This is a genomic window from Streptomyces sp. NPDC046197, from assembly GCF_040646295.1.
Taxonomy (GTDB): Bacteria; Actinomycetota; Actinomycetes; order Streptomycetales; family Streptomycetaceae; genus Streptomyces.
In genome coordinates this window covers 25,914-38,704 of the sequence record NZ_JBEYZY010000029.1, presented here as the reverse complement: position 1 = coordinate 38,704, position 12,791 = coordinate 25,914, and the positions used below count along the sequence as shown (strand labels likewise).

At 73.0% G+C, this 12,791-nt stretch carries 10 protein-coding genes; 5 read left to right on the top strand and 5 right to left on the bottom strand.

Features of this window, described 5'->3' with window-relative positions; all coding sequences use genetic code 11:
- Positions 1-33: 33 nt before the first annotated feature.
- From AB0A61_RS31130 to AB0A61_RS31115, 4 genes are all read right to left on the bottom strand, one after another.
- Positions 34-756: a hypothetical protein gene (locus tag AB0A61_RS31130; protein ID WP_361299608.1), complete on the bottom strand. Its 723-nt coding sequence runs from the start codon at positions 754-756 to the stop codon at positions 34-36.
- 239 nt (positions 757-995) lie between these two features.
- Positions 996-1,250, bottom strand: coding sequence for a hypothetical protein (locus AB0A61_RS31125; protein WP_361299605.1), 255 nt, complete (start codon positions 1,248-1,250; stop codon positions 996-998).
- A 154-nt stretch (positions 1,251-1,404) separates the two neighbouring features.
- On the bottom strand, positions 1,405-3,513 hold the full coding sequence (gene malQ / locus AB0A61_RS31120) for a 4-alpha-glucanotransferase (RefSeq protein ID WP_361299602.1): 2,109 nt from the start codon (positions 3,511-3,513) through the stop codon (positions 1,405-1,407).
- Positions 3,514-3,750 (bottom strand): hypothetical protein, encoded by a 237-nt coding sequence (locus tag AB0A61_RS31115; RefSeq protein WP_361299599.1) that lies wholly within the window; start codon positions 3,748-3,750, stop codon positions 3,514-3,516.
- A 271-nt stretch (positions 3,751-4,021) separates the two neighbouring features.
- On the opposite strand from AB0A61_RS31115, the gene AB0A61_RS31110 reads away from it, so the two are divergent.
- On the top strand, positions 4,022-6,928 hold the full coding sequence (locus AB0A61_RS31110; protein ID WP_361299596.1) for a beta-N-acetylglucosaminidase domain-containing protein: 2,907 nt from the start codon (positions 4,022-4,024) through the stop codon (positions 6,926-6,928).
- A gap of 88 nt (positions 6,929-7,016) precedes the next feature.
- On the opposite strand, the gene AB0A61_RS31105 is transcribed toward AB0A61_RS31110, so the two are convergent.
- On the bottom strand, positions 7,017-7,553 hold the full coding sequence (locus AB0A61_RS31105; RefSeq protein ID WP_361299593.1) for an HNH endonuclease: 537 nt from the start codon (positions 7,551-7,553) through the stop codon (positions 7,017-7,019).
- A 345-nt stretch (positions 7,554-7,898) separates the two neighbouring features.
- Here AB0A61_RS31105 and AB0A61_RS31100 point away from each other — a divergent pair, with 345 nt between their 5' ends.
- From AB0A61_RS31100 to AB0A61_RS31085, 4 genes are all read left to right on the top strand, one after another.
- The gene (locus tag AB0A61_RS31100) at positions 7,899-9,002 is read left to right on the top strand and encodes a mechanosensitive ion channel family protein (RefSeq protein WP_361299590.1); all 1,104 of its coding nucleotides are present in this window, start codon (positions 7,899-7,901) and stop codon (positions 9,000-9,002) included.
- A 221-nt stretch (positions 9,003-9,223) separates the two neighbouring features.
- On the top strand, positions 9,224-10,435 hold the full coding sequence (locus tag AB0A61_RS31095; RefSeq protein ID WP_361299587.1) for an ROK family transcriptional regulator: 1,212 nt from the start codon (positions 9,224-9,226) through the stop codon (positions 10,433-10,435).
- 69 nt (positions 10,436-10,504) lie between these two features.
- Entirely contained in the window at positions 10,505-11,842 is a 1,338-nt protein-coding gene (locus AB0A61_RS31090; RefSeq protein WP_361299584.1) for an ABC transporter substrate-binding protein, read from the top strand.
- 7 nt (positions 11,843-11,849) lie between these two features.
- The gene (locus AB0A61_RS31085) at positions 11,850-12,791 is read left to right on the top strand and encodes a sugar ABC transporter permease (RefSeq protein ID WP_361299581.1); all 942 of its coding nucleotides are present in this window, start codon (positions 11,850-11,852) and stop codon (positions 12,789-12,791) included.

Below are 12,791 nucleotides of genomic sequence, written 5' to 3'. Positions count from 1 at the left end.
CGAGGTGCGCACCGCCCCCAACGGGTGTGTGCGTCACTTGTTGGCGAACGCGTCCCGCAGCCGCAGCCCGTTGAAGCCGTTGCCGTCGTAGTCGTCCGAGTAGGCCAACGCCAACCGTCCGTTGGCCGCCGCGTTCACCGCCGGACCGCCCTGACCGCCGCCGGTGACCACGTTCATACGGGTGGCGGGCAGCCGACCGGTCGTGGTGCCGTCCGCGTTGAAGCCGCGGGCCCACACGTCGTCGGATCCGGGGTACAGGGTGCCGTTGACGACGACGTCGAAGGCCTCCTTCCAGGCCACTACGAAGGTGCCGTCGTCGGCGACGGTGACGTCCGGGTCGGACTGGTCACCGATCGGCCGTCCGGCATCGACATAGGGGCCGGTGGAGGTGCCGTCCTCGGTGGTGCGCCGGTCGGCCGCGAGCGGGCTGCCCGGGGCGGAGAAGACGCGCTGCTGGATCCGCTGCGGGCGGGCCGGGCTGCCGGTGTACTCGTCCACCCCCGCGGCGACGATGCGGCCGTCCCCGGTCATGGCGACCGCAGGCTTCGACTGCTGACCGTCGGTCAGCGAGTCGGCGGTCCTGCGGGCCACGGAGAAGCCGCCCGAGGTGTTCAGCTTGGCCAGGCCGATGTTCAGGCCGCCGTTGCCGTCGGCGTCCTCCTCCCACACGATCGCGGCGTTGCCCGCGTCGTCGACGGCCACGTCAGGACGGCGGTTCGAGCCGGCCGCGCCCGCGTTGATGGTGCTGACCTGCACGTCCTGGGAGCGCAGCGCCCCGCTTCCGGACCAGCTGCTTCCGGCCGGGCGGCGGAGGACCGGCCGCGTCCTGAAGGCCGGACACGGCCGGTCCTGCGCCGCCCGGCCGGGGACGCGCCGAGGGCGCCGTCCTCGCCCACGTACGGCGGTGCGCGTACGTGCGGCGGGGGCGGCGCCCTCGGCGTGAGCGATGCGGCGGGCGGCTCCGGACGGGCCGGGCCGGCGTCAGGGGGAGCCGGTCAGGCCTTGACGTTCCGGCTCGTGTCGTGCTTGACCCGGGACTTGTCGAGGACCATGACCAGCCCGGCGATGATGACGAACAGGGCGATCGGGATGCCGACGTAGAGGCCCAGCGTCTGGGCGACGTTCAGGCCCGGGCCCGGGTCGTCGCCGTCGTCGCGGGTCAGCGCGAGCGCGGGGGACGACATCAGCAGCATCATCAGCGTCGTACCGGCGGCCAGGGCGCCGGCGCGCAGGGCGTTCTTCTTGTCCACAGTGCAAACGTAGCGAACGCCCGAACGAGCCGCGCGTCCGGGGTGCCGTACCGGGCGCCACCGGCGCCCGCGGGCCCTGACGGTCACCCCCTACCGCACCCGCGGGACCCGGCCGACCCACGCCGCCTCCGGCACCACACGGCGCCCCCGGCGATCAGCCGCTCCCCCCGTCGTCCCCGAGCAGCCCCGCCCGCAGCACGTCCGTCAGCGCGTGCAGCCGGGGTGAGGCGGCGAGTTCCTCCAGGGTGACCGGGCGGCCCTCGGCGCCGGCGATGGGCAGGCGCCAGTTCGGGTACTGGTCCCAGGTACCGGGGAGGTTCTGCGGGCGGCGGTCGCCGACGGCGTCCGGGAGCCACAGGCCGATCATGCGGGCGGGAGTGCGCAGCAGGAAGCGGTGGACGGCCTGGATCTCGGCCTCCTCCGACCGCGTGCCCAGGCCGCCACCGGTGCCCCGAAGCAGGCCCAGCCCGGTCAGCAGCGCGAGCCACTCGCCGGCGTCCGCGGCCGCCTCCGCGCGCTCCTCGGCCGGCGGACGGGTCAGCAGGCCGAGGCGGTCGCGCAGCTCGACGTGTTCACCGGTGAGGCGGGCCGCCGTGGGCGGCAGGTCGTGGGTGGTGACGGTGGCCAGGCAGTCGGCGCGCCAGCGTTCGGGGGGCAGGGGGCGGCCGTCGCCGTCCCAGTCCCGTTCGAACCACAGCACCGAGGTGCCGAGCACCCCGCGCCGGTCCAGCGTCTCGCGCACCCCCGGCTCGACGGTCCCCAGGTCCTCGCCGATCACCACCGCACCGGCCCGCGAGGCCTCCAGGACGAGGACGGCGAGCATGGCTTCGGCGTCGTAGCGGACGTAGGTGCCCTCCGTCGGCGGCCGTCCCTGCGGTACCCACCACAGCCGGAACAGACCCATGACGTGGTCGATGCGCAGGGCCCCGGCGTGGCGGAACAGGGCGCGCAGCAGGCGCCGGAAGGGCGCGTAGCCGGACGCGGCGAGGCGGTCGGGGCGCCAGGGCGGCAGGCCCCAGTCCTGGCCGCGCGCGTTGAAGGCGTCCGGCGGGGCGCCGACCGACATCCCGGCCGCGAAGTACTCCTGCTGCGCCCAGGCGTCGGCGCCGCCGGGGTGCACGCCCACCGCGAGGTCGTGCACGATCCCGATCGGCATGCCCGCCTCGCGGGCGGTGCGCTGGGCCGCGGTGAGCTGCGCGTCGGTGAGCCAGGCCAGACGGGAGTGGAAGTCGACCCGGTCCATCAGCTCGGCCCGGGCCCGTGCGGTCTCGGCGGACCTCGGGTCCCTGAGCCCCTCGGGCCAGGCGTGCCAGTCGGAGCCGTGCAGCTCGGCGAGGGCGTTCCAGGTGGCGTGGTCCTCCAGGGCCTCGCCCTGCGCGGCGAGGAAGTCGGCGTAGGCGGCGCGGCGGCCGGGCCCCAGCGGCACCTCCAGCACCAGCCCGAGCGCCTCCCGCTTGAGTTCCCACACGGCGTCCCGGTCGATCAGCGCGCCCTTGTCGAGTACGGCGGCGCGCAGCCCCTCGGCCCGCTCCAGCAGGGCCCGCACCCGGTCGCGGTCCCCGACGTAGGCGTACTCGGGGACGTCCTCGACGCGCAGGTGCACCGGGTCGGGGTAGCGGCGGGAGGAGGGACGGTAGGGGGACGGGTCGGTGGGGCTCCCGGGCACAGCCGCGTGCAGCGGGTTGACCTGGACGAACCCGGCGCCCAGGTCCCGTCCGGCCCAGCCGCTCAACTCGGCGAGGTCACCGAGGTCGCCCATGCCCCAGGAGCGGTGCGACAGCAGGGAGTAGAGCTGGACGAGCAGGCCGTACGAACGACCCGACGGCGTGGGCAGCCGGGCCGGGGCGACGATCAGGTGGGCCTGCTGGGTGCGCCCGTCGGGGGCGCGGGCGGTCAGCCGGTGCACGCCGGGCGGGAGCAGGTCGCCGACGCCCCGGCTCTCCCCCTGTTCGGTCTCGACCGTCAGCCGGGTGCCCGGCGGCAGCGTGGCCGGGTCGGGGCCGCGGGGCTCGTCGGCCCACCACACCACCGTGGGCGGCAGCAGCCGCTCGGCCAGTTCGCGTTCGCGGCCGGCGAGTGCGGCGCGGGTGGCCGCGGCGGTGCCGGCGTCGACGCCGAGGGCGGCCAGCGCCGCGACGACCGCGGCGGCACAGGCCGGGACGGTGCGGCCCGGGGAGGGGCTGTAGGACGTGGCGACGCCGTGCAGCCCGGCGAGCCGGGTCAGCTCCTCGGTGGGCGGTTCGACCGGCCGTGGCGGCGTCATCTACAGCTCCGCGCAGCAGGGATCCGGGTCGGCGGCAGACTCGCTGGTCAGGGGCGCGGCCTCGGCGAGCGGGGGCTCGCTGGTCAGCGGCTCGGCGTCGGGCAGCGGCGGTTCACTGGTCAGCGGGGTCTCGGCGCAGCGGCCCTCCGCGCCGAAGGCGCACAGGTCGGGGTCGGCGGACGGCTCCGCCACGGGTTTGGAGAGGGCCGGGAGCAGAAGGTGTGCCGGTGCGGCCACGGGGGCCTCCTTGTCGAGTACGGCATCGAGCGGATTACCGCAGCCCTACCCAGTGCGCGCGACGGCAGACGTACAAGAACGAACCACGTGCTTCTGGTCACATTCCACTTTCTTCAGGTTGGGGCAAACGAGGCACAACGGCCACTCTCGTTGACACCTCTTCGCGCGGATGGTGGGCTCGTGGGTCCGACGTCCCGCGACGTTCCACGACGTTCCACGACGTTCGTTTCGGCACCGCCTTGGGGAAGGCCGGGCGAGGAGGAGGGGGTCCGTGCAGCTTCGGCACGGGAAGGGAACGGCACGCAAGTCGGCCGCGCTCGCGTTCGCCTTCGTCGCCGGCACGCTGGGAGCCACTCCCGCGGCCGTCGCGGCTCCACCGGTGCCCGGCACCGCGACCACCAACCCGGAGAACCCGTCGACGGCCGCCGGCGTCTCCGTCTGGCCCCGCCCGCAGTCCCTGCGCGCCACCGGCGCCACGGCTTCGGTCACCGACCGGGTCGTGCTGGTCACCGACGCGACGGCGGACCCGTACGCCCTCGACGCGCTCAGCGCGCTGCTGCGCGGGGCGGGAGCCAGGACCATCACGACCGCCGGCGGGTCGGATCCCCTCCCGCAGGGCGCCCTGGTGGTGCGGGCGCGCACCGAGCAGCCGCACGGCGATCCGCGTCACGCGCTGCCCTCCGGGGGCTATCTGCTCACCGTCGAGCACGGCACCGTCACCCTCACCGGCGCCGGTGAGGACGGTCTGTTCCACGCCGTGCAGACGCTGCGTCAACTCGTGCGGCCCGACGGTACGATCCCGGGCGTCGTCGTCCGGGACTGGCCGGGCACCGCCGTGCGCGGCACCACGGAGGGCTTCTACGGCACCCCGTGGACGCAGGGGCAGCGGCTCGCGCAGCTGGACTTCATGGGCCGGACCAAGCAGAACCGGTACCTGTACGCCCCCGGTGACGACCTCTACCGGCAGGAACGCTGGCGCGAGCCGTACCCGGCCGGACAGCGGGCGGCCTTCCGTGAACTGGCCGAGCGGGCGCGCCGCAACCACGTCACCCCGGCCTGGGCGGTGGCGCCGGGCCAGTCCCTGTGCTTCGCGTCGGACGCGGACGTACGGGCGCTCACGCGCAAGCTGGAGGCGATGTGGGCGCTCGGCTTCCGGGCCTTCCAGCTGCAGTTCCAGGACGTCAGTTACAGCGAGTGGCACTGCGGCGCGGACGCGCGGACCTTCGGGTCCGGGCCGGACGCGGCGGCGCGGGCGCAGGCCCGGGTGGCGAACGCGGTGGCCCGGTATCTGGCCGAGCGGCACCCGGGGGCGGCCCAGCTGACGGTGATGCCGACCGAGTTCTACGAGGACGGCGCGACACCCTACCGACGGGCGCTGGCGACCGCGCTGGACCAGCGTGTGCAGGTGGCGTGGACGGGCGTGGGCGTGGTGCCGCGGACCATCACGGGACACGAACTGGCAGGCGCCCGTGAGGCGTTCGGGCATTCGCTGGTCACGATGGACAACTACCCGGTCAACGACTACGCCGAGGACCGCATCTTCCTCGGCCCCTACACCGGCCGCGAACCGGCGGTCGCGAGTGGTTCGGCCGCCCTCCTGGCCAACGCGATGGAGCAGGCGGAGGCGTCCCGCATCCCGCTGTTCACGGCCGCCGACTACGCCTGGAACCCGCGCGACTACCGCCCCGAGGAGTCCTGGCGGGCGGCGATCGCCGACCTCGCGGCGGGCGACGGGCCGCGCGAGCAGGCCCTCTCGGCGCTGGCCGGGAACGACGCGTCCTCGGTCCTCGGCGGCACCGAGTCGGCGTATCTGCGCCCGTTGATCGACGCGCTGTGGCGGGCTCGTACGACGACGGACCGCGCCGCGAACGAGAGCGCCGAACGGCGGCTGCGCGCCGCCTTCACGGTGCTGCGCGAGACACCGCGACGCCTCGCCGGGGACCGCGGCCTGGCGGCCGAGGTGGCCCCCTGGTCCGCGCAGCTGGCCCGCTACGGCGAGGCGGGCACCGCGGTGCTGGACATGCTGCACGCGCAGCGGGCCGGGGACGCGGCGGCGGCCTGGGCGGCGTACCGCAGGCTGGGCGAGCTGCGCGCCGAGGTGGGGCGCGGCGGGGTCACCGTCGGCAAGGGCGTGCTGGACCCGTTCCTCGACCGGGCGCGGCAGGCGTACGAGGCGTGGGCGGGCATCGCCCGGGAAGCGGCCGGGAACCCGGGCGGCACGGCCGGCACCGCCGACGGCCGCACGATCCGCTTTCCGCACGGCCGCGCGCTGACCGCCGTGACGGTGCTGACGGACCCCGGGACGGGCGGAAGCGTCGAGGTCCACACCGTCGCAGGGGGCTGGCGCCGGATCGGGACACTCGCGGAGGCGGGCGCGACGCAGCTCGCCGTCCGGGGCGCCACCGTGGACGCCGTCCGTGTGACCGGCCCCGCTCCTTCCCGGGTGCGGCACCTGATCCCGTGGTTCGCCGATTCTCCCGCCGCCGGCCTCGAGCTGCCGCGCGGGGAGACGGACGCGGAGATCGGCGGGACCGGCCGGCTGACGGCGCGGCTGGTCTCCCTGGGCCCGGCCGACGTGAGCGGCCAGGTCACGGTGCAGGCCCCGAAGGGCATCCAGGTGCGCGTCCCGGCCGCGCCGGTGACGGTACCGCGCGGCACGAGCGTGGACGTCGCCGTCGAGGTCACCGTGCCGCCCGGCTCGCCGTCGCGGCCGTACGACGTCCGTGTCTCCTTCGCCGGAGTGACCCGCACGCTCACCGTCCGCGCCTTCCCGCGCACCGGCGGGCCCGACCTGGCCCGCACCGGCACCGCGAGCTCGTCCGGCGACGAGACGCCCGCCTTCCCGGCGTCGGCCGCGAAGGACGGCGACCCGGACACGCGCTGGTCCTCGCCCGCCGACGACGGGGCGTGGTGGCAGGTGGAGCTGGCCCGCCCGGTGCGGCTCGGCAGGGTGGTGCTGCACTGGCAGGACGCGCATGCTTCCGCGTACCGGATCCAGGTCTCCCCGGACGGCCGCCGCTGGCGCACCGCCGCCACCGTCCGGGACAGCCGGGGCGGGCGCGAGGATCTGCGGATGGACCAGCGCGACGTCCGCCACGTGCGGGTGCAGGGCGACGGGCGGGCCACGCGGTACGGCTATTCGCTGTGGTCGGTGGAGGCCTACGCCGTCGCGGACTGAGCGCGGACGAAGTCACCGACCGGGTCGCCGCGCATGCCGGCCCCGGCCGGTGCGGTGCCCGGCCGGGGGAATGCGAGGGCCCGGATCGTCAGGCGGATATGCCGTCGATCCGGGCCAAGGCGTCGTCCGCGCCGTACGGCTGCAAGTAGGGCAGCCAGCGCGGGTCCCTATGGCCGGTGCCGATGATGCGCCAGGCCAGACCGGTGGGCGGAGCCGGTTTGTGACGCAGCCGCCAGCCCAGCTCCACGAGGTGGCGGTCGGCCTTGACGTGGTTGCAGCGGCGGCAGGAGGCCACCACGTTGTCCCAGACGTGCTTGCCCCCGCGCGAGCGCGGGATGACGTGGTCGACGCTGGTTGCGACGCCACCGCAGTACATGCACCGGCCCCCGTCGCGCGCGAACAGCGCCCTTCGGGTCAGCGGAACGGGTCCCCGATAGGGAACCCGGACGAAACGCTTGAGCCGGACCACACTGGGTGCGGGGACTGCGACGGTTGCGCTGTGCATGAAGGCGCCGGACTCCTCGAGACAGACTGCCTTGTTCTCGAGGACGAGGACGAGCGCGCGGCGGAGCGGTACGACGCCGAGCGGCTCGTACGACGCGTTGAGGACCAGGACATGCGGCACGGATGCCTCCTTGTACGCCGGCGGCGCGTGGCTCGCGCCGGGACGATCTGCAGCCAGTCTCCCCTCATGCCTGGTGGAAGCGCCACCATGTCCCGGTAACGGGCTGGGAGTGTTTTCGACCACACCCGATTCATCCCCCGGATGAGGGCCGGTTCACACGACCGGTCCGGCGGCCTGCTCAGAGCCCCTTCCGGGGTGGGTGAGCACCAGCTCTCCTTGGAAGATCACGCCTGTCCGCACACCGTGCCCCGATAGTGTGGTGAGTCCGCCGTCCGGTGACCTTTCCGTGACCCTGTTGATATTGACCGCCGCGCCGGAGGGCGGACGCACCTGGAGGTACCTGCTGTGTCCTTGCCCGTCGTCCTACTGGCCGCCGGTCCGTCGCCGTCGCCGTCTCCCTCGGAGTCGCCGACCGTGACGGTGCCCACGTTCCAGGACGCCCAGCAGAGCGCGACTCACGCCGCGAGCTGGGTCGAGCAGAACTGGTCCACGTGGCTCGCGATCGGTCTCCAGATCCTGCTGATCGTGGTGATCGCGGTGGTGCTCAGAGCTGCGGTGCGGCGGGCCATCACCAAGCTGATAGAACGCATGAACCGCCCCAACGAGGGGACGAACGGCACCGCGCTGGGCGGCCTGCTGGTCAACGCCGAGCGCCGGCTGCAGCGGGCGGCGGCGATCGGCTCGGTGCTGCGCTCGGTGGCGAGCTTCCTGATCCTCGGTACGGCGGCGCTGATGGTGCTGTCCACGTTCAAGATCAACCTGGCCCCGCTGCTGGCCTCGGCCAGTGTCGCCGGTGTCGCGGTCGGTTTCGGCGCCCGCAACCTGGTCACGGACTTCCTCTCCGGTGTCTTCATGATCCTGGAGGACCAGTACGGCGTCGGCGACAAGATCGACGCGGGGGTCGCCTCGGGCGAGGTGATCGAGGTCGGCCTGCGGGTGACCAAGCTGCGCGGCGACAACGGCGAGATCTGGTACGTCCGCAACGGCGAGGTCAAGCGGATCGGCAACCTCTCCCAGGGCTGGGCGACGGCCGGGGTGGACGTGACCGTCCGGGCGAACGAGGACCTGGACAAGCTCAAGGCCACCCTCGACGAGGTCGCCGAGAAGATGAGCAAGGAGGAGCCCTGGAACGAGCTCCTGTGGAGCCCGGTCGAGGTGCTGGGCCTGGACAGCGTGCTGATCGACTCGATGGTGGTCCGCGTCTCGGCCAGGACCATGCCGGGCAAGTCGGTGACCGTCGAACGCGAGCTGCGCTGGCGTATCAAGCGGGCCTTCGACGCGGCGGACATCCGCATCGTGGGCGGGGCGACCGCTCCCGCGGAGGAGGACGAGATCCCCGACCCCGCGGCTGCGGTCGCGGCCCCGTCGGCGTACTCCAACGCCGACTCCCCGCAGACGGCGGCGACGGCGCCCATTGCTTCACAGCGGCCCGCGCCTCGGGGGAAGTGAGGCGAGAGCCGAGCCCCGACGCCCCGCGCCCCCGCAGGTAACGACTCCGTTGCCTCGGGGGCGCCGTCTATTGACGCCTGCTTCTTCCCGGGCTTACGTTCCTCCCACCCGAATAGGAAACTTTCCTAACAGTGATCAAGGGGAGCCCCGGCGACCCCGCTGTGGACTTCCGGCCGATCTTGTTGAGAAGCTGAGCAGTTGAAGGGCAGGTGTCGAGACATATGGCAGGAACCGCCGGCACGCCGGGCACCCCGCGCGTCCTGCGTGCCATGAACGACCGCGCCGCCCTGGACCTGCTGCTGGAGCACGGACCGCTGTCGCGCACCCGGATCGGCAAGCTCACCGGCCTGTCCAAGCCGACCGCCTCCCAGCTGCTGGCCCGTCTGGAGGCCGCCGGACTCGTCCTCGCCACGGGGACGAGCGAGGGACACCCCGGCCCGAGCGCCCAGCTGTACGTGGTCAACCCGGCCGCCGCCCACGCCGCCGGGCTCGACGTCACCCCCGACCGCATCCGCGCCGCCGTCGCCGACATCACCGGCCGCACGGTGGGCGAGTACGAGCTGCCGACCCCCGGCCGGCGCCCGTCCCAGCCCGTCGTACGGCAGGTCACCGACGCCCTCGACGGCGCGGTGAAGGCCGCGGGGCTGGCCCGGGACGACGTCCACCGGCTGGTCATCGGCACCCCCGGCGCCTTCGACCCCAACACCGGCCGCCTGCGCTACGCCTCCCACCTGCCCGGCTGGCACTCCCCCAGCCTGCTCGACGAGCTCGCCGCCGCGCTGCCGATGCCGGTGGAGTACGAGAACGACGTCAACCTCGTCGCCATCGCCGAGCAGCGGCTCGGCGCGGCCCGCGGCCACCGGGACTTCGTCCTGCTGTGGAACCAGGAGGGTCTCGGCGCCGCGCTCGTCCTCGGCGGCCGGCTGCACCGCGGCTGGACGGGCGGCGCCGGCGAGGTCGGATTCCTGCCAGTGCCCGGCACCCCGCTGGTCCGCCAGGTCACCAAGGCCAACAGCGGCGGCTACCAGGAGCTGGCCGGCTCGCAGGCGCTGCCCCGGCTGGCCCGGGAGCTCGGCGTCGAGGACGTGCCGGCGGGGCCGTACGCCGAGGCCGCCGCCGATCTCGTCGCCCGGGCCGCCGACCACGCCACCGGCCCGCACCGCCGGTTCCTGACCACGTACGCGACCCGGCTCGCGACCGGTCTCGCCTCCCTCGTCTCCGTCCTCGACCCCGAACTCGTCGTCCTCAGCGGCGCCTTGCTCACCGCCGGCGGCGAGGTGCTGCGCGGCCTGGTCCAGGCCGAGCTGGAGGAGCTGGCCGCCTCCCGGCCGCACCTCGTGGTCGGCGACGTACGTGAACATCCGGTGCTGCGCGGCGCGTTGGAGAGCGCGCTGGCGGCCACCCGCGACGAGGTCTTCGACACCTCGCGCTGACCCTTCGCAGCCGACCCTCCGCACCACCCCCTTCCCTCACCGCCCCGCCCGTCCCAGGGAGACCCAGCCATGCCCGAAGTGTCCCGGAAAGCGGCCCTCGCCCTCGCCGCATCCGTCTCCATAGCGCTCCTGGCCACCGCCTGCACCGGCCAGCCGGACTCCGGGGCGAGCGACGACGCCGCCAAGGAGACGACGATCAACTTCTGGCACGCCTGGAGCGCGCCGAACGAGGTGAAGGCCGTGAAGTCGCTGATCGACGGCTTCGAGAAGGCGCACCCCAACATCCATGTGAACGTCGTCGGCAACGTGACCGACGACAAGATCAACCAGGCGCTGCGCACGGGCGGCGACCGGGCGCCGGACGTGATCTCCTCGTTCACCACGAACAACGTGGGCAAGTTCTGCTCCTCCGGCGCGCTGGCCGACCTCAACCCCTTCTTCAAGAAGGCCGGGATCGACCCGCAGTCCACGTTCCCCAAGCCGATGAACGAGTACACGCAGTTCGACGGCAAGCGCTGCACGGTGCCGCTGCTGGGCGACGCCTACGGCCTCTACTACAACCAGGACGCCTTCGCGAAGGCGGGCATCAAGAGCCCCCCGAGGACCTGGTCCGAATTCGAGGCCGACGCCAAGAAGCTGACGATCCCCCAGGGCGACGGCTTCAAGCAGCTCGGCTTCATGCCGGACTACCACGGCTGGGAGACGACGACCGAGCACTACTTCGCGCAGTTCTCCCCGACGTACTTCGACGCGAACGGCAAGTCGAACCTCGCCAGGGACCCCGCCTTCGAAAAGGGCTTCACCCTCCAGAAGAAGCTGGTCGACGAACTGGGCGGCTTCCAGAGGCTGGAGAAGTACCGCGCCACGCTCGGCGACGAGTGGGGCCCCAAGCACCCCTTCCACACCGGCCAGGTCGCCATGCAGCTCGACGGCGAGTGGCGCCTGGGCATGGCGACGGACGCCAGGCCGAAGTTCCGGATCGGGGTGGCACCGCTGCCCGTGCCCGACGATCAGGCCGACCAGTACGGCAAGGGCTACATCACCGGCACCATCGCCGGCATCGCCGCCACCAGCCACAAGCAGAACGCCGCCTGGGAGCTGGTGAAGTACATGACCACGAACACCGACGCGGTGGTCGGCTTCGCCAACGACATCCACAACGTACCGTCCACGCTGGCCGCCCTGAAGTCCCCGAAGCTGAAGTACGACCCACGCTTCAGGACCTTCCTGGGCATCGCGGCCAACCCGAACTCCACCACGACTCCCGCCTCGATCAACGGCGGCCAGTACCTGGTGACCATCCAGCAGTTCGGCTACGACTACGAGAGCGGCAAGGAGAACGACCTCGGGGCCGGACTGGCGAAGACGGCCCGGCAGATCGACACGGACATCGCGCAGGCGAAGTAGTCCGACGATGAGCACTGTGACCCTGGCGTCGAAGCGCCGCAGGTCGGCGCTTCGGACCATCGCCTTCATGTCGCCCTGGCTGATCGGCTTCGCGGTCTTCTTCGCGTACCCGCTGATCTCGACGGTCTACTTCTCGTTCATGCACTACGACGGCTTCAAGCCGCCGACGTGGAGCGGAACGAAGAACTGGACGTACGTCTTCGAGCACTACCCCTTCTTCTGGCCGGCCCTGCGCAACACCCTGTGGCTGGTCCTGGTGATGGTCACCCTGCGGGTGGTCTTCGGACTCGGCGTGGGACTGCTCATCACCAAGATCAAGACCGCCACGGGTGTCTTCCGCACCCTCTTCTACCTGCCCTACCTCGCCCCGCCGGTCGCGGCGACCATGGCCTTCGCCTTCCTGCTCAACCCCGGCACGGGGCCGGTCGACTCCCTCCTGGAGAAGATCGGGGTCCCCGGGCCCGGCTGGTTCAACGACCCCGCCTGGTCCAAGCCCGCCCTGACCCTGCTCGCCGTGTGGGGCGTCGGCGACCTCATGGTCATCTTCATGGCCGCACTGCTCGACGTGCCGGCGGAGCAGTACGAGGCCGCGGAGCTGGACGGCGCCTCGCCCTGGCAGCGCTTCCGGTACGTCACCCTGCCGAACATCTCGCCGATCGTGATGTTCGCGGTGGTCACCGGCGTGATCCAGACGATGCAGTGCTACACGCAGCCGCTGATCGCCGGGAAGGTCGCCTCCGGTGTGATCCAGGGCGCGGGCACGCAGTTCGAGCCCGGCTACCCGGAGAAGTCCACGCTCACCCTCCCCCAGCTCGTGTACAACCTCGGCTTCCAGCGCTTCGACTACGGCTCGGCCTGTGTGGTGGCACTGGTGCTGTTCGCCCTGTCGATGGTGTTCACCGCGTTCCTGATGCGGCGCCGGGGCGGTCTCATCCAGGCAGGTGACTGA

Coding starts and splice junctions, on each gene's coding strand:
- AB0A61_RS31095 (WP_361299587.1), top strand. CDS start 9,224: ATGGCAGGAACCGCCGGCACGCCGGGCACCCCGCGCGTCCTGCGTGCC.
- AB0A61_RS31090 (WP_361299584.1), top strand. CDS start 10,505: ATGCCCGAAGTGTCCCGGAAAGCGGCCCTCGCCCTCGCCGCATCCGTC.
- malQ (WP_361299602.1), bottom strand. CDS start 3,513: ATGACGCCGCCACGGCCGGTCGAACCGCCCACCGAGGAGCTGACCCGG.
- AB0A61_RS31085 (WP_361299581.1), top strand. CDS start 11,850: ATGAGCACTGTGACCCTGGCGTCGAAGCGCCGCAGGTCGGCGCTTCGG.